Genomic DNA, 19,948 nt, shown 5'->3' with positions numbered 1-19,948 from the left:
GGAGGTTCCTTCCGGTACGGAGGAACGGCTCCCGAAAACGCGGAGAAGGCCGCCCCCCGGGCGGCCTTCGCGTGGTCTGTCGCGCGATTGATCAGTGGGCCGCCGGATGAGCGGTCCACCACCAGTTCTGAGTCGTCTGCGCGAACATGTACGGAACCCTAGCCGACGCCCGCACCGAACGAGCGCGCGTCTCAACTATTGAGCTTCCGAAAGGGAGCCGCCGCCGAACCCCGTAGTGTGGGAGTTGTGACCGTGAACGCCAATACCTCCGTCGCCGGTGGCCACACCTGGCGAGACCTTCCCGCGGCGCAGCAGCCCGAGTACCCCGATGCCGAGGCTCTGCGCGATGTGCTCGCGGAACTCGCGTCCTATCCGCCGCTCGTCTTCGCGGGCGAGTGCGATCAGCTGCGTGCCCGTATGGGAGCCGTCGCCAAGGGCGAGGCGTTCCTGCTCCAGGGCGGTGACTGTGCCGAAGCCTTCGACGGCGTTTCGGCCGATCACATCCGCGCCAAGCTGAAGACGCTGCTCCAGATGAGCGCCGTGCTGACGTACGCCGCCTCCGTGCCCGTCGTCAAGGTGGGCCGGATCGCCGGGCAGTACTCCAAGCCGCGCTCCAAGTCGACCGAGACCCGCGACGGCGTCACCCTGCCGACCTACCGCGGCGACTCCGTCAACGGCTTCGCCTTCACCGAGGAAGCCCGGGTTCCGGACCCGGAGCGGTTGAAGCGGATGTACCACGCCTCCGCCTCCACGCTGAACCTGGTCCGCGCCTTCACCACCGGTGGCTACGCCGACCTGCGCCAGGTGCACGCCTGGAACCAGGACTTCGTGAAGTCGTCCCCGTCCGGCCAGCGCTACGAGGCGCTCGCCCGCGAGATCGACAACGCGCTGAACTTCATGAAGGCGTGCGGCACGGACCCGGCCGAGTTCAAGGCGGTCGAGTTCTACGCCTCGCACGAGGGCCTGCTGCTGGACTACGAGTCGGCGCTGACCCGGACCGACTCGCGCACCGGAGAGCTGTACGACACCTCCGGTCACATGGTCTGGATCGGTGAGCGCACCCGCCAGATGGACGGCGCGCACATCGAGTTCGCCTCGAAGATCCGCAACCCCATCGGGATCAAGCTCGGCCCGACGACCACGGTCGAGGAGGCGCTCGGCTACGTCGACCGCCTCGACCCCGACCGCGAGCCCGGTCGCCTGACCTTCATCGTCCGGATGGGCGCCGACAAGGTCCGCGACAAGCTCCCGGCCCTCGTCGAGAAGGTCACCGCCTCCGGCGCCACCGTCGCCTGGGTGACCGACCCGATGCACGGCAACACCTTCGAGGCCGCCTCCGGCCACAAGACGCGTCGCTTCGACGACGTCCTGGACGAGGTCAAGGGCTTCTTCGAGGTGCACAAGGCCCTTGGCACGCACCCCGGCGGCATCCACGTCGAGCTCACCGGCGACGACGTCACCGAGTGCGTCGGCGGCGGACACGAGATCTTCGTGGACGACCTGCACCAGCGCTACGAGACGGCCTGCGACCCGCGGCTCAACCGCAGCCAGTCCCTCGACCTGGCCTTCCTGGTCGCCGAGATGTACCGGGACCAGTAAGCGATACGCGTACGTACGACGGTGGGGCACGGATCGATGTGATCCGTGCCCCACCGGGCGTTCGGAGGCTTTCGGCACCTTTCGGCGCCAGGTAAGGTTAGGTATGCCTCACCGAAAGACGGGGTGGCAGAGAACGACCGATCCCGCCCGGGAGGTGAACCCGCGTGTACGTCTGCTCGTGCTTCGGCATCACGGAGAAGCAGGTCAAGGAGCATGCGGACGCCGGAGCCTGCACCCCCCGGCAGATAGCTTCCGTCTGCAAGGCGGGCACCGACTGCGGTGGCTGCGTCCGGGCCATCCAGGCCGTGCTCGGCCGAGGGGCCTGTCCGCGCCGCGAACTGCTCGACCGGAAGAAGCAGGCTTCCCCGCTCTCCGACGCGGCCTGACCGCCCGGACCGGTCGGCTGGCCCGGCTGGCCTGGGCGGTCAGCTGTCAGGCTGCTCGATCACCTGGGCGATGTACAGCGGCTCGCCGAGCTTCTCGACCAGTTCCAGCTGAGTGTCGAGGTAGTCGATGTGATGCTCCTCGTCCTCCAGGATCGACTCGAAGATGTTCGCCGACGTGATGTCGCCCTTGCCGCGCATCAGCTCGATTCCGCGCTTGAGGCGGTCGATCGCCTCCACCTCGATCTGCCGGTCGGCCTGGAACATCTCGGTGACGGTCTGGCCCACCCGTACGTGGAAGAGCCGCTGGTAGTTGGGCAGCCCGTCGAGGAAGAGGATGCGGTCGGTGAGGACCTCCGCGTGCTTCATCTCATCGAAGGACTCGGAGCGGGTGTACTTCGCGAGCTTCGTCCAGCCGAAGTTCTCCTGCATCTTCGCGTGGAGAAAGTACTGGTTGATGGCGGTCAGTTCCGCCGTCAGCTGCTCGTTCAGGAACTCAAGGACCTCGGGGTCGCCCTGCATCGCAGAGGCTCCTTCCAACCGGTGGGCAGGTTGGCCGCATCCTGTCATCGCATCCCAAACGCGTCCAGTAAGTACATACTTACTAGGAGTTGTCCGGATTGCCGCCGGGTTGGTCGGGACCACCCCTGCCTGTCTGTCACCATGGAGGCATGGGCCAGCCGGAAAGCCGGGATCACCGCGCGTCAGAACAGTCCGGGCTTCCACCGGGGCAGCGACTGCAGCGCGGCTGGCCGGTTACCCACTACGGGCCCGTTCCGAAGTTCAAGCCCGACCGCTGGGAGTTCCGGGTCTTCGGGGCCACCGCGGACGGCGAGAAGCACTGCTGGAACCATCAGGAGTTCTCGGCGCTGCCCTTCGCCTCGGTCGTCGCCGATCTGCACTGCGTGACGAAATTCAGCATGATCGGGGCCGAATGGGGCGGTGTACCGGCCCGTACGGTGCTGGAGCTCGCGCCGCCCGCTCCCCAGGTCACCCACGTGATGGTCTGGGCCGAGTACGGCTTCAGTTCCAATCTGAGGCTTGCCGACTTCGCCTCGGACCGAACACTTTTCGCCACGCACAAGGGCGGCGAGCTGCTCACCGCCGAGCACGGCTTTCCGCTCCGGCTGGTGGTACCGCATCTCTATGCCTGGAAGGGGCCCAAGTGGGTCCGCGGCATCGAGTACATGACGGCCGACCGCCGCGGCTTCTGGGAGGAGCGCGGCTATCACAACGTCGGTGACCCCTGGCGTGAGCAGCGGTACTCCTACCAGGAAGAGCCCGGGGAGGGCCCCGAGCTCTGACCTGGCGGTTTCGGGTCCGTGCGGCCCGATCCCCGCTCCTCAGTGGTACTGGTGCACCACCGCGTGCCCCTTGCCCCGGCCGATCATCCACTTGTTCACCGGCGTGGTGAGGGCGAAGGCGGCGGCGAGCGAGAGCGCCAGCGCGCCCCAGAACAGCAGGTCGGCGAGGGTGGCGTCCATGGCGCCCGGCCACAGGGCGATCACGCCGTTGTCGATCAGCTCCATGACCGCGATGGACAGCGTGTCGGCGGCGAAGGCGACCCGCAGCGCGGTGCCGAGGCCGACGCCCGCCTTCAGGACGGAACGCAGGGTCAGCGTGTAGCCGAAGAGGAACGCCAGGGCGATCGCCAGCGCCATCGTCGCCATGTTGCCCCAGCCGAGCGCGGTGCCGATCACCATGCCGAGGATCTCGCCGATGGCGCATCCGGTGAGGCAGTGCAGTGTGGCCCGCGCCGCCATCGACCAGCTCACCGTGCCGCCGTGGCCGTGATGGCCGCCGTGGTGCGGGTGGCCGGTGTGGCTGTCATGGCCGGTGTGTGCAGCGGGGGTGGTGTGGTCGGCGTGGTCGTGGTGACCGGTGTGCCCCGTCTCCGCGTGCTGGCCGTGGTGCGCTCCGTGTTCCATGGTGATCCCCCATGCCGAGTAGCGGTCCCTGCCGACAACAGGAACCGTATACCCCCATGGGGTATTCCTCAAGGCTGTGGAGCGCGCAGTTCCTTCAGCCGCGCCACGTCCGCCGCGTGGCCCTCCCTGCCGCCCGGTGTCTCGATGATCAGCGGCACGCCCGCGGTCGCCGGGTGGGTGAACAGCTCGCGGAACGGATCCGCTCCGATGTGTCCCGAGCCGATGTTCTCGTGCCGGTCCTTGTGGGCCCCGGCCACGTCCTTGGAGTCGTTGGCGTGGATGAGTTTCAGCCGTCCCTCACCCACCGTGGACACCAGCAGGTCCAGGGTCTGTGCCATGCCCGCGGGTCCGGTCAGATCGTGGCCCGCCGCGTAGATGTGGCAGGTGTCGAGGCAGACGCCGAGCTTGGGGTGGGCGTCGAGCGCCTCGAAGTACGGCCCGAAGTCCCAGGTCCGGGAGCAGAGCGAGAAGCCCTGTCCGGCGGTCGACTCCAGCAGCAGATCCGGATCGTCGTCGTGGGTCAGCTCGTCGAGCAGCGGCCGCAGGTACGTCCGCACCTGCGCGAGGGCCTCCTCGCGCGGGCGGCCGCCGGTCGCCGAGCCGGTGTGCACCACCACGCCCAGGGCCCCGATCTCGCGGGCCCGGCGCAGTGAGTGGCGCAGCGACTCCACGGACTTCTCGACGGTCGCCGCCGTGTGGGAGCCGAAGTTGATCAGGTAGGGGGCGTGGACGTACGCGGGGAGGGACTCGGCGGCGCACTCGGCGCGGAACCGTTCGTCCTGGGCCGGATCGCCGGTCGGCGTGGCCCAGCCGCGCGGGTTGGCGACGAAGACCTGTACGGCCTCCGCCCCCATCTCGCGGGCGTAGGGCAGGCCGACCTTGGCGAGGCCGCCAGCCACCGGAACGTGGCCGCCGACTGGGTTGCGCATGCGGATCTAGAGCCCCTTGGTCTTGATGGTGATGGCGCTGCCTTCGGGAGCCTGGTCGCCGCCCTTGACGGACTGGCTCTCGATGGTGTCGCTGAACGACAGGAACGGGCGGTCGACCTTGACCTCGAAGCCCGCTTCCTCCAGCTCGTTCTTGGCGTCGTCGAGGTCCATGCCGGTGACATCCGGTACGTCGATCATGCGAGGCCCCTTGGAGACCGTGAGCTCGACGGTGTCGCCCTCGGCGGCCTCGGCGCCCGCGCCGGGCGACTGCCGGGCGATGTCGCCCGCCATCTGCGGTGAATGCACCCGGCCGGGCAGCGCCTTCGCCTTCAGCCCTTCCTCCGCCAGCGCGGCGGTGGCGTCCACGACGGACAGCCCGGTGACGTCCGGGACCTCCACCGGGGCGCCCTTGCTGAGGACGAGGGCCACCGCCGAGTCCGGGTGGCGCCCGGTGCCCGCCGCCGGGGCCGTGCGGATCACGTCGCCCCGCACCGTCTCCTCGTCGAACTCCTTGGTGATCATCCCCGGCACCAGGCCGACGTTCCTCAGCTCCTGCTTCGCGTCGGCGAGCGAGAGGTTTCGCAGGTCCGGCACCTGCACGATCTCGGGGCCGCGCGAGACGACGAGCGTCACCGCGTCGTTGCCCCGGACGCGGGCGCCGGACTTCGGATCGCTGCTGATGACCTTGCCGCGCTCCACGGTGTCGCTGTAGGACCGCTTGACGCCCTTCAGCTCCAGACCGGCGTCGGAGAGCCGCTTTCCGGCCTCCTCCTGGGTCTGGCCGAGCAGTGAGGGCACGTGGGAGAACTGCCCGGAGTTGATGTACCAGACACCGGTGCCGATGCCCAGCACGAGGAGGACGGCGACGATCACGGCGAGCACGGAGCGCCGCGGCCCGCGGCCGAGTACGCCCGGCGGCGCGGTCCGCTCGGGAGGCAGCGGCGGCCTCTCCAGCCGGCTCGTGTGGTGCGAGACCCCCTGCCCGGCCGGGAGCAGCCGCGGGATCACGCTTGTGCGGTCCTCGGCGGCGTCGTGCGTCTCGGCCGTGGCCTGCGGCGGTACGGCGTCCAGCTGGGCGTCGGTGAGCCCGGCGCGGGCCTCGCGGGCCTGCGCGAGCAGCGCCACCGCGTCGAACGGACGGCCCTCGGGGTCACGGGCGGTGGCGCTCGCCACCAGGGCGTCGAGTCCGGGCGGGAGCCCCGGCACGGCGGCCGAGGGCGGTGGCACGGGCTCGTTGAGGTGCTGGTAGAGGACCTGGGCGGGGGTGTCGCCGCCGTGCGGCTTGGACCCGGTCAGCATTTCGTACAGCACGACGCCACAGGCGTACACGTCGGTACGGGTGTCGGCGGTGCCGTGCTCGATCTGCTCGGGGGCGAGGTACGAGACCGTGCCCAGGACGGACCCGGTGGTGTCGGTGGCGGTGCCCACCGCCCGCACCAGCCCGAAGTCGGCGACCTTGACCCGGCCGTCGTCCCCTATCAGGACGTTCTCCGGCTTCATGTCGCGGTGTACGAACCCCGCCCGGTGCGCCGCGCCGAGGGCGGCGAGGACCGGCTCCAGGATGTCCAGGGCGGCCCGTGGCTGGAGCGCGCCGCGGTCGCGCAGGACGTCGCGCAGGGTGCAGCCCGCGACGTACTCCATCGCCAGATATACGTACTGGCCCTGGGCGCCCTGGTCGAAGACCGCGACCACATTGGGGTGCGCGAGCCGGGCCACGGACTTGGCCTCGCGGATGAAGCGCTCGACGAACGTGGCGTCGGCCGCCAGCGTCGGGTGCATCACCTTGAGGGCCAGCACCCGGTCGAGCCGGGTGTCCACGGCCCGGTAGACCGTGGCCATGCCGCCCACGGCGACGCGGGCATCGACGCGGTAGCGGCCGTCGAGCAGCTGCCCGACGAGAGGGTCCTGGAGGGTCGTATCCACGCAAGTGAGTCTACGAGCCGCCACGGGCGCCTCTGGCGCTCCGGGGCGGTCCCGGGGCGGTACTGCAGCCGAGCCGTGACAGGGACATGGAATCCCGGGCCGCCGGACGGCGCCCGGCGGCCCGGCGCCTCAGAACGCCGGACGCTCCGGGTCCAGCACCGCGCGTCCCTCCGCCGGCGACGACGCCTCGGCGAAGTGGCGGCGCGGAATCCGGCCCGCCCGGTAGGCCAGCCGCCCGCCCGCCACCGCGTGCCGCATCGCCGAGGCCATCAGCTCGGGCTCCTGGGCCCGGGTCACCGCGGACGCCAGCATCACCGCCGCGCACCCCAGCTCCATCGCGAGCGCCGCGTCGGAGGCCGTTCCCGCGCCCGCGTCGAGGATCACCGGCACCCGGGCCTGCTCCACGATCAGCTGGAAGTTGTGCGGGTTGCGGATGCCGAGCCCGGAGCCGATGGGGGAGCCCAGCGGCATCACCGCGGCGCACCCCACGTCCTGGAGGCGGCGCGCCAGCACCGGGTCGTCATTGGTGTACGGCAGCACGGTGAACCCGTCGTCCACCAGGATCTCCGCCGCGTCCAGCAGCTCGACCGGGTCGGGCAGCAGGGTCCGTTCGTCGGCCACCACCTCCAGCTTGATCCAGTCGGTGCCGAGCGCCTCACGGGCCAGCCGGGCGGTCAGCACGGCCTCGCCCGCGGTGAAGCAGCCCGCCGTGTTCGGCAGCACCCGGACCGAGAGCCGCTCCAGGACGGAGAGGACCGAACCGCGCACCGTCGGATCGAGGCGGCGCATCGCGACGGTGGTCAGCTCGGTGCCGGAAGCGATCAGCGCACGCTCCAGCACGTCCAGGCTGGGCGCCCCGCCGGTCCCCATGATCAGCCGGGAGCCGAAGACGGCGGAGCCGAGGGTGAAGAGGTCGTCGGACACGGTCAGCCTCCCTGGACCGCGGTCAGGACCTCGACCCGGTCTCCGTCGGCCAGGGCGGTGGCGGCCCATCCGCCGCGCGGTACGACCGTCTCGTTGACGGCGGCGGCCACACCGCGGGACGCGGCGGTCAGGGTGGCGACCAGGACGTCCAGGGTGGTGCCCGCGGCGAGGGGGCGGGGCTCGCCGTTCACGGACACGGTGAGCGGCGCGGGCGCCGCGGAGGGGAGTACGGGCTCGGTCATGCGGGCTGCTCCTGACGTACGGAGGCGGCGGAGTCCACGGGGGCGGTGGACGGGAAACGGTGCGGGGTGAAGGGGCGCGCCTGCTCGGGCGGCTCGCCGCCGGTGAGGATCTGCGCCATCACGTCACCGGTGAGCGGGGTGAGCAGCACCCCGTTGCGGTGGTGGCCGGTGGCGAGGAGGAGGCCGGGCAGGGCGGTCGGGCCGAGCAGCGGGGCGTTGTCGGGGGAGCCGGGGCGCAGACCGGCCAGGGTTTCGGTGAGCGGCAGCTCGGTGATGCCGGGGACCAGTTCGTGGGCGTCCCGCAGCAGCTCGTAGACCCCGCCCGCGGTGACGGTGGTGTCCCAGCCCAGCTCCTCGCTGGTGGCGCCGACGACCAGTTCGCCGTTCTCGCGCGGTACGAGATAGACGTGGCTGCCGCGGACCACGGCCCGTACCGTCCGGCTCAGGAACGGCGCGTACCGGGCGGGCACGGCCAGCCGCAGCACCTGGCCCTTCACCGGGCGTACCGGCGGAACGGCCTCCTGCGGCAGTCCCGGAAGACAGCCGCTGAGGCTGCCGGCGGCCAGCACGACCTGATCGGCCGCCAGCTCCGTACCCCCGGCGAGCAGCACTCCGGCGGCCCGGTCGCCCGCCACGGTCAGCCGTGCCGCCCGCTCGCGGTGGAAGACCACCCCGGCCCGCTCGCAGGCGGTCAGCAGGGCGGCGGCCAGCCGGCGCGGATCGATCTGGTGGTCGCCGTCGACCCGCAGGCCGCCCCGGACGCCCGGTGCCAGCATCGGCTCCAGCCGACGGCACTCGCGGCCGGTGAGCCACTCCGACTCCAGGCCCGAACGTCGTTGCAGGGCGTGCAGATCCCGCAGATGGGCGCGGTCGTCGGAGTCCAGCGCGACAGCCAGGGTGCCGCAGGCGCGGAAGCCGGTCTCCTGCCCGCTCGCCGCCTCCAGCTCGGCCACGAAGTCCGGATAGCGGGCGGCCGAGGCCAGGTTGAGGGCGAGCAACAGCTCCTCGCCGTAGTGGAGTTCGGTGACGGCGGCCAGCATCCCGGCCGCCACCCGGGCGGCCCCGCCACCCGGTTCGGGGTCGGCGAGCGCCGTGCGCAGCCCGCGCTGCGCGGCCCGCCAGGCGGTCACCAGCCCGATGATCCCGCCCCCGACCACCAGGACGTCGCTTCCGTTCTGAGCGGAACGCATGGGCTTCCAGCCCCTCCCTTCGCCGGCATGACCCGGATCAGGTTCGTACGGTCGGAGGCCGCCCAGCCTCCCTCTCAGCCCGGTGCGTCCGGGCTCCCGCGAGTGCTCTACGGGGCCACCCTAAACCCCTCCTCGGCGACGGGACGAGCGGCGGCGGAGAACCCGCCCCTTCCTGACGATCTGTCAGGTGCGTAAGGTGTCCGGGTGAGCGAGCAGCAGCAGTCAGAGCAGCCGGACGGGCGGACCGGGCGCCGCGTCGTCATCGTCGGTGCGGGGATGGCCGGGGTGCAGACCGCGGTGGCCCTGCGGGAACAGGGCTTCACCGGCCCGGTCACGCTGATCGGCGCCGAGCCCCACCAGCCCTACGACCGGCCACCGTTGTCCAAGGCGGTCCTGCTCGGCAAGGCCGAGGACTCCGCCTTCGACATCGACTTCGAGGCGCTGGGCATCGAACTGCGCCTGGGCGTCGAGGTCACCGGCGTACGACCGGACGCGCACGAGCTGGACACCGCCGCGGGTGCCGTCCCCTACGACGCCCTGGTGATCGCGACCGGTGCCGAACCGGTCGTCCTGCCCGGGGCCGAGGGCGTCGCGGGCGTCCACCTGCTGCGCACCCTGGACGACGCGGCACGGCTGCGGCCGGTCCTCGCCGGGCAGCACGACGTGGTGATCGTCGGCGCGGGCTGGATCGGCGCCGAGTTCGCCACCGCGGCCCGCGCCGCCGGATGCGCGGTCACCGTCGTCGAGGCCGCGGACCGGCCCCTCGCGGGCGCGTTGCCCGCCGAGGTCGCCGCCCCGATGGCCGCCTGGTACGCGGACAGCGGCGCCGTACTCCTCACCGGCGCCCGGGTCGACCGCGTCGAACCGGGCCGGGTGGTCCTCTCCGACGGCCGCGGGCTCCCGGCCCAGGCGGTCGTCGTCGGCATCGGCGCGCGCCCCGCCACCGGCTGGCTGGCGGGCTCCGGCATCGCACTCGGCCCCGACGGATCGGTGACCGCCGACGCGACCCTGCGCACCTCGCGGGCCGATGTGTACGCGGTCGGCGACTGCGCCTCCTTCCCCTCCGCCCGCTACGGCGAACGCCTGCTCGTCCACCACTGGGACAACGCCCTCCAGGGTCCGCGCACGGCCGCCGCCCACATCCTCGCGGCGGACGCCGGGGACGGCCCGGCGGCGCCGCTCTACGACCCGGTGCCGTACTTCTGGTCCGAGCAGTTCGGCCGCTTCGTGCAGTACGCGGGCCACCACGGGGGCGCCGACACCCTGCTGTGGCGCGGCGATCCCGCCGGGCCCGCCTGGTCGGTGTGCTGGCTGCGTGACGGCGTCCTGGTCGCGGTGCTCGCCGTCGGGCGGCCGCGTGACCTGGCGCAGGGGCGCAAGCTCATCGAGGCGGGGGCCCGGCTCGACGCCGTGGCGGTGGCCGACCCCTCCGTGCCGCTGAAGTCGGCGGTCCGCCCGTAGAGGGCTCGCGGCCCTGAAGGGCGGAGTCCGGGTATCGGCTGTCCGTGCGGGATGGCAGGCTTGTCCCCGTGACCGAGATTGACGCAAAGATCGATGCTCTCGTCCCTGCCTGGCTCCACCTGCCCGATATCGCCGAAATGCTCGGTGTCGAGGTGACGCGCGTGCGCCAGCTGGTCAAGGAGGGCCAGCTGATCGCCGTACGCCGTGGTGAGAACCGGACACTTCAGGTGCCTGCCGCCTTCATCGACGGCGACAAGGTGGTCAAGGGCCTCTCCGGCACCCTGACGCTCCTGAAGGACGACGGCTACAACGACGAAGAGATGCTGGAGTGGCTCTTCACCCCCGACCCGAGCCTGCCGGGCACGCCCGCACAGGCGCTGAGCGAGAATCGCGGCACGGAGGTGAAGCGCCGCGCCCAGGCGCTCGCCGTCTGACCGCCGGTCCCGCGTGAGCGGGTGAGGGGGCGGGCCGCGCGGCCCGCCCCCTCACGGCCCGGCGGCACCTCGCTCCACCACGCACCTGCACTCCCAGGGGGAACCGCACCATGTCCACGGCTCGCGCGCTGCTGTCCGACGCCCGGCTCTATCTCTGCACGGACGCCCGTCGGCGCCAGGGCGACCTCCCCGCGTTCCTCGACGCCGTCCTCGCCGCCGGGGTGGACGTCGTCCAGCTCCGCGACAAGGGCATGGAGGCGGCCGAGGAGCTCGACCACCTGGCGGTCCTCGCCGACGCCTGCCGCCGCCATGGCAAGCTCCTCGCCGTGAACGACCGGGCCGATGTCGCCCACGCCATCGGCTCCGACGTGCTGCACCTGGGCCAGGGCGACCTCCCGGTGCCCGCCGCCCGCGCCCTCCTCGGCGAGGACGTGCTGATCGGCCGTTCCACGCACGCCGAGTCCGAGGTCGACGCGGCCGTCGCCCAGCCCGGCGTGGACTACTTCTGCACCGGCCCCTGCTGGCCCACCCCGACCAAGCCCGGTCGGCACGCCCCCGGCCTGGACCTGGTGCGCTACGCCGCCTCGCTCGGCCAGTCGCGCCCCTGGTTCGCCATCGGCGGCATCGACGGGGGCAACCTCGACGACGTGCTGGACGCCGGGGCCCGCCGGGTCGTCGTGGTCCGGGCGATCACCGAGGCCGCCGACCCCGCCGAGGCGGCCGCCGGGCTGGCCGCACGGATCAGGGCACGCGCCGGGACGTGATCCCGCCGGCTGTCCGAAGGGTGGACAAAGCACCGGTCAATTCGGGCAATTCCCTCTGGTCCGGTCCATTGGCGGACGGGGCTGGTTAACCTGCCGGTATGGCCCTTGGCACACCATCCACCAGGACAGATCACGCGCGTACGGTGCGTGAACTTCTCGCGACCGGCAAGCCCTCCTACTCGTTCGAGTTCTGGGCGCCCAAGACCGAGAAGGGTGAGCGGAACCTCTGGAACGCGCTGCGCCGCGTCGAGGCCGTACGGCCGAGCTTCGTCTCCGTCACCTACGGCGCGGGCGGTTCCACCCGCGCCGGGACGGTGCGCGCCACCGAACAGATCGCGGCCGACTCCACCCTCACCCCGGTCGCCCACCTCACGGCGGTCAACCACTCCGTCGCCGAGCTGCGCAACATGGTCGGGCAGTACGCCGACGCCGGGATCCGGAACATCCTGGCCGTGCGCGGAGACCCGCCGGGCGACCCGATGGGGGAGTGGGTCAAGCACCCGCAGGGCGTGCGGTACGCGGCCGACCTCGTCCGGCTCATCAAGGAATCCGGCGATTTCTGTGTCGGGGTCGCGGCATTTCCCGAGATGCACCCGCGCTCGGCCGACTGGGACACCGACATCCGGCATTTCGTGGACAAGTGCCGCGCCGGTGCCGATTATGCGATCACCCAGATGTTCTTCAATCCGGAGGATTATCTGCGTATGCGTGACCGGGTGGTCGCTGCGGGTTGCGAAACGCCGATCATCCCCGAAGTCATGCCGCTGACCAGCGTCAAACAGTTCGACAGGTTCGCCCAGCTCAGCAACGCGTCTTTCCCTTCCGAGCTGAAAGAGAGCATCCTCTCGGCCAAGGACGATCCCGCCGCTGTACGCTCCATTGGCATCGACTTCGCAACGCGTTTCTGCGCGAGGCTGCGCTCCGAGGGTGTGCCCGGACTGCACTTCATCACGCTCAACAACTCGACGGCGACGCTCGAAATCTACGAGAATCTCGGACTGCACAAGCAGTCGTGACCGGCCGTACCCGCTGTGACCCGTGGCGGTGGCCGTAGGAGGGGGCGGGCATGGGCTGGACGGTCCTCTACATCGCGTTCGGAATCGTCGCGCTGTGGCTGCTCGGCGAAGTGCTGCTGCAGTACAAGGCGCGCCTGCGCTGGCGACTGCTCGCCTTCGGCGGCTTCGGGTGCGTGGTCCTGGGTGTGCTGATCCCATCGATCATCGTCATCGTCCTCGGCACGATCACCTTCGCGGTCGGCCAGACGTACGTCACGCTCTCCTTCCGGCGCGGCTTCTCCACCGGCTGGGCCATAGGCGGCAAGCCCGGCGCGAGCCGCCGTCGCCGGGGCGGCGGCCGACGCGAGGGCCGCGGGCCCGCCCTCCAGGTCTCGGACCTGGAGGTGACCGGCGAGCGTCCGGACACGCTCCACACGGATGCCACGGCCACGATGGCCGCGGTCTACGAACCCGAGCCGATGCCGGACGACACCGGGCAGTACGGCGTCTACTCCGACCGGCGGGGCCCGGAGCAGGCCCAGGAGCCGCAGCCCCAGCAGCAGCCGCAGTACGCCGCGTACGACCCGTACGCCGCCCCCTCCGCGTACGCCGCGCCGGGCCAGGACGGCTACGCGGGCCAGGACCCGCTCGGCGGGCCGTACGACTACGGCACGGCGCAGCAGTACGCCGCCTATTCCGACCCGTACGTGGGCACCGGAACCACCGGCGGCGCCACCCCGTACGACACGTACGACAGCTTCGGCAACGGTTACGACAGCTTCGGCGGCCGGCCGGACCAGACCGCGGCCGATCCGTACGCCCAGCAGTACGGCGCCGAGACCCCGCCGGGCGGCGTCTGGGTGCCCCAGCAGCGCGAGGGCGAGAACGCCCCGCCGATGCCGCCGGAGCAGCCGCCCGCCCCGTTCCCCAACGGCTACAACAACGGCAGCGGCTACGACGAGCAGCAGTACCGCTACTGACAGCCCCCGGGCGGCGGGCCCGCCCGGCCGGTCACTGCGAGCCGCGGAAGCCGTCGCCCTCCACGATGAGCCCGGCGACCAGCGCCCCCGACATGCCCGCGTGGGCGAGCCCGCCGCCCGGGTGCGACCAGCCGCCCACGGCGTACAGCCCCGGCAGCCGGGTGAGGTTGGCGGCGTGCAGATACGCGCCGTCCGCCCCGGCCAGCGCGGGCGCGGGCACCGCACCGCCCTCGGCGCCGGTGTCGGCGGCCGTCTCGGCGGGGGTGCGCACTTCGGCGTGGAGCAGCCGCTCCCGTATCCCGGGGACGGCCGCGGCGGCCGTCTCGATCAGGACATCGGCGTACCGCTCGCGCACCGCCGGTTCCGTCCAGTCCACCGGGCCGTGCGGGGCGACCGTCGCCGTCAGGGTCACCGCCTCGTGCGCGCCGTCGGGGCGGGTCGACGGATCGTCCGGGCGCAGCACCGTCACCGTGGGCCGCTCGGCCGTCCGGCCGCCGAACACCGCCGCGCGCTCCGCGGCGCCGTCCCCCGGGTGCACCAGCGTCCGGTGCACGGCGTCCGCGGGCCGGGCCCCCCGCAGGGAGAGCAGCACCAGGAACCGGCCCGGCACCAGGCCCTGGCCCGGCCGGGGCGCGACGGGCACGTCACCGTCCCGCCACGGCTCCTGACCGGGCACCAGGCCGGGCCACGGCCGGGCTCCCAGCACCACCTGTCCGGCCTCGGCGACCGTTCCGTCCGCCAGCTCCACGCCCGCCGCCCGGCCGTCCTTCTCGACGACCCCGGCCACCTCGGCGCCGAAGACGAACTCCACCCTCCGGGCCAGGCACCGCTCGTACACCGCCCGCGCCAGGGCCCGCATGCCGCCGGAGACGTACCAGCTGCCGAACGTCTCCTCCATGTACGGCAGCAGGGCCGCCGCCGCCGGGGCGTGCGCGGGGTCGAGCCCGTAGGACAGGGCGTACCCGTCGAGGAGGGCGGCCAGCCGGGGATTGGCCAGCTCCCGCGCGCCGATCTCCGCGACCGTCGCCGCCTGCCGGGCGGGGCGCAGCAGACGGCGCTGGCGGAGCGCGGGGTAGGGGTCACGGCCGAGGACCTGCCAGTCGGGGCGCAGCGGCTCCTCCAGGAGCGGGCGGCGGGAGCGGTCCCAGGCATCGCGTGCCCGGTCCAGGAACGCCCCCCAGGCCGCCCCGGCCCCGCTGCCGAGCGCACCGTCGAGCGCGGTGACGACCCCGGCCCGCGAGGCGTTCGGCAGCGAGAGGACCGTGCCGTCCGCGAACAGATGACGGCTCGCCGGATCGACCTGGGTCATCTCGACGCAGCGTTCCAGCGGCTCCTTGCCGGTCTTCACGAACAGGTCGCGGTAGACGGCGGGCAGATGCAGCAGCGTCGGCCCCGTGTCGAAGGCGAAGCCCTCGTGGGCGTACCGGCCCAGCGAACCGCCGTAGGTCCGCGACCGCTCGTACACCGTCACCTGGTGGCCTGCCACGGCGAGCCGGGCCGCCGCCGCCATCGCGCCCATCCCCGCGCCGATCACCGCAATACGTGCCATGTCAGTGACCTTAACGGCCGCCACCGGCGGTCACTCCGTCGGCCAGCGTGAACCCGCCGTCCCGGCCAGCCGTCTCTCCTGGCGCCGCTGGGCTCTGCGGCGCAGGAAGCGGCGGATCCTGGAGGCCAGGAAGGCCACGGCCACGATGCCCGCCAGCAGGAGCGCCCCCGCGATCACCGCGGCCGCCACTGGATGGAATATCGCGAAGGTGACGATCCCGGCGACCCCCAGGTCCTCCGCGATGCTCACCACGATGTTGCTGAACGGCTCGGGGGAGGAGTTGACCGCCATCCTGGTCCCGGCCTTGACCAGATGGCTCATCAGCGCCGTGGAACCGCCCACCGCCGCGGCCGCGATCTCGGGCAGCGAACCGCTCTCACCGGCCAGCAGCGCGGCGACCACGGCACCGGCGGCCGGCCGGACCACGGTGTGCACCGTGTCCCAGACCGAGTCCACGTACGGGATCTTGTCCGCCACCACCTCGCAGAGGAAGAGCACGGCGGCCACCACCAGGACATCGGTGCGCTGCAGGGCCGCGGGCACCTCGTCGCTCAGACCGGTCGTGCCGAAGACGCCGAGGAGCAGGACCACCGCGTAGGCGTTGATCCCGCTGGCCCAGCCACTTGTGAACACCAGGGGAAGTACGGACACGGACGTGATCGTAACCAGAGGGTGTGACACCCGGGGAGGGGTCCGTGCGCAGTCCTGAGTACCTGTACCTAGGCGAGGAGATGAGTAGGTACGCGGATGGGCTCGTGCCGGTGCGGACGGAAGAGTGGAGCCCACGGAGGGAGCGCGGCTCCGGCACCGCCGGCACGGGGCGGCGGAACGGCCGCGGCGCTCCTTTTGGAACGGGGGAGTACGACGGGGAGCGCGGGGCCACGGGGGATCGAGGCCACGGGGGAAGCTCTCCGGCAGGACGAAGGGCGCCGGTCCGGCGCAGGCTCGGGGGGATCGAGCCTCACGGGACCGGCGCCCTTCCCGTGCGCCGCGGGTGTACGGGGCCGGGACCGGCGGGTCAGTGTCCGCTGACCCGGCCGTGCAGCAGCAGCGACAGCGCCGAGTGCACGTCGTCGATCGAGCGCTCCGGCTGGAACGCCTGCCAGTCCAGCGCCGCCACCAGCACCATGCCGACCAGGGCGGCGGCCGTCAGCGGGATGTCGATCTCCTCGCTCAGCTCGCCCCGGGCCACCCCTTCGCGCAGCACTCCCTCGACCACCGCGACGGCCTCCTGGCGTACCACCAGGAGGGTGCCCTGCCAGGCCCGGTTGGTGCGCCACAGCTCCGCGACGTACAGCTGGGTGAAGGCCGGATAGCGGTCGATGAAGACCAGACCGGCCCGGATCATCGCGTCCAGGGCCTCGACCCGGTTGCCGCCGCGCTCCACGGTCTCCTCGGCCGCGGAGCGCAGCGAGGCGGTGAGCAGCCCGACGCCGTGCCGCAGCAGCTCCTCGAAGAGCTCGGTCTTGCTCTTGAAGTTGTAGTAGACCGTGCCCTTGGCGACCCCGGCGCGCTCCGCGATCTCGTCCACCGTGGTCGCGGAGAAGCCCTTCTCGGCGATGAGGGTCACGGCTGCTTCGTAGAGCCTCTGCCGGGTGGCCTGGCGACGCGTGGTGCTGCTGCTTTCCATGCCCCCGATTCTCACAGGTTCCGGCGTGCTCACAGGCTCAGCTCCGGGTGGAGCCGGTCCAGGGTCCACACCTGCTTGCGGCGCGCGGCCAGCGCGGTGAGGGCGAGCGCCCCCACGGTGAAGGCCAGCAGCACGGCGCTGCCCTGCCAGACCGGGCCGAGGCCGCCGCCCGTGATCAGCCGCCGCAGCCCGTCGACGATGTAGCTCATCGGCAGGTAGGGGTGGATCGCGTTGAAGAAACCGGGGCTGGTCTGGACGGGGTACGTGCCCCCGGCCGAGGTCAGCTGGAGCATCAGCACCGCCAGGACGAGAATCCGGCCCGCGGCTCCGAACCGGGCGTTCAGCCACTGCACGATCGCCGCGAAGCAGCAGGTCACCAGGGCCAGGAAGCCCACCGTCCCGGCGGCCCGCGCCATCTCCAGTCCGAGCGCCCAGTGCAGTACGGCCATCAGGGCACCCACCTGGAGCAGCCCGATCGCGGCCACCGGCAGCCAGCCCGCGAAGGCGATCCGCCAGGCGGAGGCCCCGGCGGCCAGCGCGCGCCGGTTGAGCGGCTGGATCAGCATGTACGCCACCATCGCGCCGACCCAGAGGGACAGCGGGATGAAGTAGGGCGCGAAGCCGGTCCCGTAATTGGGGGCCGCGTGCAGCGACTGGGAGGCCAGCCGCACCGGGTCGGCCATCACCTCGGTGCGGGCGTCGCGGTCCTTCTTGTCGTAGTCGGGGATCTTGCCGACGCCGTCGTTGAGCCCCTCGGCGAGGGTGGCCGAGCCGTCGCCGAGCCGGATCAGCCCGCCGTCCAGGTTGGTCGCGCCCTTCTTGAGGCTGCCCACGCCGGAGTCCAGGTCCGTGGCGCCGGTCCTGGCCGTGACCAGGCCGGTGTGCAGGTCACCGGCTCCCTTGGCGACCTTGTGGGCGCCGGTGTTGAGCGCGTTGACCTTCTTGACGGCGGACTCCAGGCCCTCGTCGAGACGGGGGGCGCGGGTGGCCAGGTCGTCGGCCTGCCGCTGGAGGGTGGTCAGCTGGGCGCTCAGCTTCTTCAGGTCGCCGTTCTGGTTGGTGACCAGCACGTTCACGTCGGCGGCGACGTCGGCGACATCGGCCGCGGTGGTCTTGGCGCGCTTCAGGGGAGTGCAGAGGGCGGCGTCGGGGTCCGGCTCGTCCACGCAGCTGGTGCGGTAGACGTCGGCCAGGTCGTCGGAGGCCGTACGGGCGCTGGTGGCCGCGGTGGGCGCCGCCTTCACCAGCAGGTCGAGGTTGTCCTGCACGGTCTGCGCGGTGTCGGAGACCAGCCGGGCGGTGTCGCCGATCGACTTTCCGTTGTCCTTCAGGAACGGGCGGACGTCGGCCGCCACCCCGTTCACCTTGTCGGCGAGCTGCTGGGTGCCGTCGGCCATCTGCCGGGAGCCGGTCTCGAGGTCGCTCGCGCCCTTGTTCAGCCTGACGATTCCGCCGGCCAGCCGGTCGCTGCCGTCCTTGGCGTCCTTGAGCCCGTCCGCGAGGTCCTCCGAGCCCTTCTTGGCCTTGCCGATGCCGCCCTTGAGGTCGTCGGCGCCCTTGGCGGCCTTCTCCGTCGCGTTGTGCAGATCGGAGAAGTTGATGAAGATCCGGTCGTAGAAGGTGCGCGAGGCGTTGGTCGAGGCGGCGGTGCGCACCTCGGAGAAGACCGTGCGGGAGATCTGTCCGACGATGTAGTTGTTGGCGTCGTTGGTCCGCACCTGGAGGGCGCCGGTCTCGGGGGAGCCGCCCGAACTGGACGCGATCCGCTTGCTGAAGTCCGACGGCATGGTGAGCGAGAGGTAGTACGTACCGTCCTCGACGCCCTTGCCGGCCTCGGCGGAGCTCACCTCGTGCCAGTCGAAGACCTTGGAGTCCAGCAGCTTGCCCGTGATCTCGTCACCGGCGGCGACGCGCTTGCCCGCCGCGGTGGTGCCCTTGTCGTTGTTGACCAGGGCGACGGGGATCTTGTCCAGGCGGCCGTAGGGATCCCAGAAGGACCACAGGTACAGCGCGCCGTACAGCAGGGGCAGGAGCAGCAGCGCGACGAGCGCGGCGCGCGGCAGCTTCCCCCTGCCGAAACGCTTGAGCTCAAGCGCGGCCAGTCTCGGCGAACGCATCGGCCGGTCCCTTCTCGGTCGTGGTCTCGTCGGTGCTGGTGCTGGTGCTGGTGCTGGTGCTGGTGCTGGTGCTGGTGCTGGCGCCGCGCGGGGTGGCGGTGGCCTCGGTGCGCAGGGTGACCGCGTCCGCGGGTGCCTGGCTGCAGACGGCGAGGACGGTCGTACCGCCGTCCGCGAGGGACCGCAGCAGGTCCCAGGCCGCAGCACGCTCGGCGTCGGAGAGCTTGAGGTCGGTGTCGTCCACCGCGAGCAGCCGGGGACCGCCGATCAGCGCGAGGGCGAGGGAGAGCCGCAGCGCCTCCAGCCGCTCCAGGTCCCGTACGGAGGTCCTTCCGCCCTTGGGCAGCGTCCCGAGGTCGAGACCGGCGGCCTTCAGAGCCGCGTCGATCCGCCCCTGCGCGGTGGCGGTCCGCTCCGCGCGCGGGCGCAGCAGGGCGCGCAGCGAGCCGTCGAAACGGCGCTGCAGCAGGGCCCGCTCGCGCAGGTGCTCGGTCACGGTGAAGGCCGGGTCGAGCTCGCTCACCCCGGGGACCTGGCCCAGCGCGGCGATGCGGCGTACGGCGGCCATCTTGCGGGGCAGGCGCAGCCCGCCGACCTTCGCCTGTCCCTCGGTGGGGCGCATCCGTCCGGTGAGGGCGAGCAGCAGGCAGGTGCGGCCCGAGCCGGACGGCCCCTCGATCGCGACCAGCGCGCCGGGGGCGGCATCGACGTCCAGGCCGCGGAAGGCCCAGCCGCGCGGTCCTTTGAGGCCGAGGTTCTCGGCGGTGACGGATGCCCCGTGCGGGCTGTCCACAGGTCCCCCCTTGTTTTGAACTGACTGGTCAGTTCAAAAGGTAGCCCGAACGTGCGGGTGAAGCAAAGTCGCAGGCCGGAGACCGATTCAGGGGAATTGTCAGTGGT

The 19,948-nt window shown here is 72.0% G+C and carries 21 protein-coding genes and 1 riboswitch; of the genes, 8 read left to right on the top strand and 13 right to left on the bottom strand.

Going from position 1 to position 19,948, the window contains the following annotated elements; translation table 11 throughout:
* Positions 1-91: 91 nt before the first annotated feature.
* Positions 92-148 carry a trp operon leader peptide gene (locus ACFVWY_RS20120; protein ID WP_078513512.1) on the bottom strand — a complete coding sequence of 19 codons (57 nt, stop codon included), beginning with the start codon at positions 146-148 and terminating at the stop codon, positions 92-94.
* Between the two features lie 104 nt (positions 149-252).
* On the opposite strand from ACFVWY_RS20120, the gene ACFVWY_RS20115 reads away from it, so the two are divergent.
* Both ACFVWY_RS20115 and ACFVWY_RS20110 read left to right on the top strand, forming a co-directional pair.
* Positions 253-1,599 carry a class II 3-deoxy-7-phosphoheptulonate synthase gene (locus ACFVWY_RS20115; protein ID WP_389874069.1) on the top strand — a complete coding sequence of 449 codons (1,347 nt, stop codon included), beginning with the start codon at positions 253-255 and terminating at the stop codon, positions 1,597-1,599.
* A 164-nt stretch (positions 1,600-1,763) separates the two neighbouring features.
* Positions 1,764-1,985 carry a bacterioferritin-associated ferredoxin gene (locus ACFVWY_RS20110; protein WP_389874068.1) on the top strand — a complete coding sequence of 74 codons (222 nt, stop codon included), beginning with the start codon at positions 1,764-1,766 and terminating at the stop codon, positions 1,983-1,985.
* A 39-nt stretch (positions 1,986-2,024) separates the two neighbouring features.
* On the opposite strand, the gene bfr is transcribed toward ACFVWY_RS20110, so the two are convergent.
* The gene (gene bfr, locus ACFVWY_RS20105; protein ID WP_389874064.1) at positions 2,025-2,504 is read right to left on the bottom strand and encodes a bacterioferritin; all 480 of its coding nucleotides are present in this window, start codon (positions 2,502-2,504) and stop codon (positions 2,025-2,027) included.
* 149 nt (positions 2,505-2,653) lie between these two features.
* On the opposite strand from bfr, the gene ACFVWY_RS20100 reads away from it, so the two are divergent.
* A complete protein-coding gene (locus ACFVWY_RS20100; RefSeq protein ID WP_389874061.1) occupies positions 2,654-3,286 on the top strand; it encodes a sulfite oxidase-like oxidoreductase in 633 nt (210 codons plus the stop codon).
* Positions 3,287-3,325: 39 nt separating this feature from the next.
* Here ACFVWY_RS20100 and ACFVWY_RS20095 read toward each other — a convergent pair whose 3' ends face one another.
* From ACFVWY_RS20095 to thiO, 6 genes are all read right to left on the bottom strand, one after another.
* Positions 3,326-3,910, bottom strand: coding sequence for a DUF4396 domain-containing protein (locus tag ACFVWY_RS20095; RefSeq protein WP_389874058.1), 585 nt, complete (start codon positions 3,908-3,910; stop codon positions 3,326-3,328).
* Between the two features lie 68 nt (positions 3,911-3,978).
* Positions 3,979-4,839, bottom strand: a complete 861-nt coding sequence (locus tag ACFVWY_RS20090; protein WP_389874055.1) for a deoxyribonuclease IV — start codon at positions 4,837-4,839, stop codon at positions 3,979-3,981.
* Between the two features lie 6 nt (positions 4,840-4,845).
* Positions 4,846-6,762 carry a Stk1 family PASTA domain-containing Ser/Thr kinase gene (gene pknB, locus ACFVWY_RS20085; RefSeq protein ID WP_389874052.1) on the bottom strand — a complete coding sequence of 639 codons (1,917 nt, stop codon included), beginning with the start codon at positions 6,760-6,762 and terminating at the stop codon, positions 4,846-4,848.
* 129 nt (positions 6,763-6,891) lie between these two features.
* Entirely contained in the window at positions 6,892-7,686 is a 795-nt protein-coding gene (locus tag ACFVWY_RS20080) for a thiazole synthase (protein WP_389874049.1), read from the bottom strand.
* 2 nt (positions 7,687-7,688) lie between these two features.
* On the bottom strand, positions 7,689-7,928 hold the full coding sequence (gene thiS, locus ACFVWY_RS20075) for a sulfur carrier protein ThiS (protein WP_389874046.1): 240 nt from the start codon (positions 7,926-7,928) through the stop codon (positions 7,689-7,691).
* The gene (thiO, locus tag ACFVWY_RS20070) at positions 7,925-9,118 is read right to left on the bottom strand and encodes a glycine oxidase ThiO (RefSeq protein ID WP_389874043.1); all 1,194 of its coding nucleotides are present in this window, start codon (positions 9,116-9,118) and stop codon (positions 7,925-7,927) included. The genes thiS and thiO overlap by 4 nt, the downstream gene beginning before the upstream one ends.
* A riboswitch (TPP riboswitch) is annotated at positions 9,116-9,228 on the bottom strand. It overlaps the preceding gene by 3 nt.
* 94 nt (positions 9,229-9,322) lie before the next feature.
* On the opposite strand from thiO, the gene ACFVWY_RS20065 reads away from it, so the two are divergent.
* The 5 genes from ACFVWY_RS20065 to ACFVWY_RS20045 all read left to right on the top strand — a co-directional run bounded on the left by ACFVWY_RS20065 (position 9,323) and on the right by ACFVWY_RS20045 (position 13,752).
* Positions 9,323-10,579: an NAD(P)/FAD-dependent oxidoreductase gene (locus ACFVWY_RS20065; RefSeq protein WP_389874041.1), complete on the top strand. Its 1,257-nt coding sequence runs from the start codon at positions 9,323-9,325 to the stop codon at positions 10,577-10,579.
* Between the two features lie 68 nt (positions 10,580-10,647).
* Positions 10,648-11,013 carry an Rv2175c family DNA-binding protein gene (locus ACFVWY_RS20060; RefSeq protein WP_389874038.1) on the top strand — a complete coding sequence of 122 codons (366 nt, stop codon included), beginning with the start codon at positions 10,648-10,650 and terminating at the stop codon, positions 11,011-11,013.
* Positions 11,014-11,123: 110 nt separating this feature from the next.
* Positions 11,124-11,777 carry a thiamine phosphate synthase gene (gene thiE, locus ACFVWY_RS20055; protein ID WP_389874036.1) on the top strand — a complete coding sequence of 218 codons (654 nt, stop codon included), beginning with the start codon at positions 11,124-11,126 and terminating at the stop codon, positions 11,775-11,777.
* A gap of 98 nt (positions 11,778-11,875) precedes the next feature.
* Entirely contained in the window at positions 11,876-12,793 is a 918-nt protein-coding gene (metF, locus tag ACFVWY_RS20050) for a methylenetetrahydrofolate reductase [NAD(P)H] (protein ID WP_389874033.1), read from the top strand.
* Positions 12,794-12,843: 50 nt separating this feature from the next.
* Positions 12,844-13,752 carry a hypothetical protein gene (locus ACFVWY_RS20045; protein WP_389874031.1) on the top strand — a complete coding sequence of 303 codons (909 nt, stop codon included), beginning with the start codon at positions 12,844-12,846 and terminating at the stop codon, positions 13,750-13,752.
* 31 nt (positions 13,753-13,783) lie between these two features.
* Here the strand turns inward: ACFVWY_RS20045 and ACFVWY_RS20040 are convergent, their stop codons facing one another.
* The 5 genes from ACFVWY_RS20040 to ACFVWY_RS20020 form a co-directional block, all read right to left on the bottom strand.
* The gene (locus tag ACFVWY_RS20040) at positions 13,784-15,301 is read right to left on the bottom strand and encodes a phytoene desaturase family protein (RefSeq protein ID WP_389874028.1); all 1,518 of its coding nucleotides are present in this window, start codon (positions 15,299-15,301) and stop codon (positions 13,784-13,786) included.
* A gap of 30 nt (positions 15,302-15,331) precedes the next feature.
* Positions 15,332-15,952, bottom strand: a complete 621-nt coding sequence (locus tag ACFVWY_RS20035; RefSeq protein ID WP_389874025.1) for a DUF4126 domain-containing protein — start codon at positions 15,950-15,952, stop codon at positions 15,332-15,334.
* 367 nt (positions 15,953-16,319) lie between these two features.
* Entirely contained in the window at positions 16,320-16,931 is a 612-nt protein-coding gene (locus ACFVWY_RS20030) for a TetR/AcrR family transcriptional regulator (RefSeq protein ID WP_389874023.1), read from the bottom strand.
* A 29-nt stretch (positions 16,932-16,960) separates the two neighbouring features.
* Positions 16,961-19,048, bottom strand: coding sequence for a YhgE/Pip family protein (locus ACFVWY_RS20025; RefSeq protein ID WP_389874021.1), 2,088 nt, complete (start codon positions 19,046-19,048; stop codon positions 16,961-16,963).
* Positions 19,020-19,841: an ATP-binding cassette domain-containing protein gene (locus ACFVWY_RS20020; RefSeq protein ID WP_389874018.1), complete on the bottom strand. Its 822-nt coding sequence runs from the start codon at positions 19,839-19,841 to the stop codon at positions 19,020-19,022. Before ACFVWY_RS20020 ends, ACFVWY_RS20025 begins: the two co-directional genes overlap by 29 nt.
* Positions 19,842-19,948: the final 107 nt, after the last annotated feature.

It is taken from the genome of Streptomyces sp. NPDC058195 (genome assembly GCF_042883525.1).
Lineage (GTDB): Bacteria > Actinomycetota > Actinomycetes > Streptomycetales > Streptomycetaceae > Streptomyces.
This window is presented reverse-complemented; position numbering and strand designations above follow the sequence as displayed.

Coding starts and splice junctions, on each gene's coding strand:
- bfr (WP_389874064.1), bottom strand. CDS start 2,504: ATGCAGGGCGACCCCGAGGTCCTTGAGTTCCTGAACGAGCAGCTGACG.
- ACFVWY_RS20100 (WP_389874061.1), top strand. CDS start 2,654: ATGGGCCAGCCGGAAAGCCGGGATCACCGCGCGTCAGAACAGTCCGGG.
- ACFVWY_RS20095 (WP_389874058.1), bottom strand. CDS start 3,910: ATGGAACACGGAGCGCACCACGGCCAGCACGCGGAGACGGGGCACACC.
- ACFVWY_RS20090 (WP_389874055.1), bottom strand. CDS start 4,839: ATGCGCAACCCAGTCGGCGGCCACGTTCCGGTGGCTGGCGGCCTCGCC.
- thiS (WP_389874046.1), bottom strand. CDS start 7,928: ATGACCGAGCCCGTACTCCCCTCCGCGGCGCCCGCGCCGCTCACCGTG.
- thiO (WP_389874043.1), bottom strand. CDS start 9,118: ATGCGTTCCGCTCAGAACGGAAGCGACGTCCTGGTGGTCGGGGGCGGG.
- thiE (WP_389874036.1), top strand. CDS start 11,124: ATGTCCACGGCTCGCGCGCTGCTGTCCGACGCCCGGCTCTATCTCTGC.
- metF (WP_389874033.1), top strand. CDS start 11,876: ATGGCCCTTGGCACACCATCCACCAGGACAGATCACGCGCGTACGGTG.
- ACFVWY_RS20045 (WP_389874031.1), top strand. CDS start 12,844: ATGGGCTGGACGGTCCTCTACATCGCGTTCGGAATCGTCGCGCTGTGG.
- ACFVWY_RS20040 (WP_389874028.1), bottom strand. CDS start 15,301: ATGGCACGTATTGCGGTGATCGGCGCGGGGATGGGCGCGATGGCGGCG.
- ACFVWY_RS20030 (WP_389874023.1), bottom strand. CDS start 16,931: ATGGAAAGCAGCAGCACCACGCGTCGCCAGGCCACCCGGCAGAGGCTC.
- ACFVWY_RS20025 (WP_389874021.1), bottom strand. CDS start 19,048: ATGCGTTCGCCGAGACTGGCCGCGCTTGAGCTCAAGCGTTTCGGCAGG.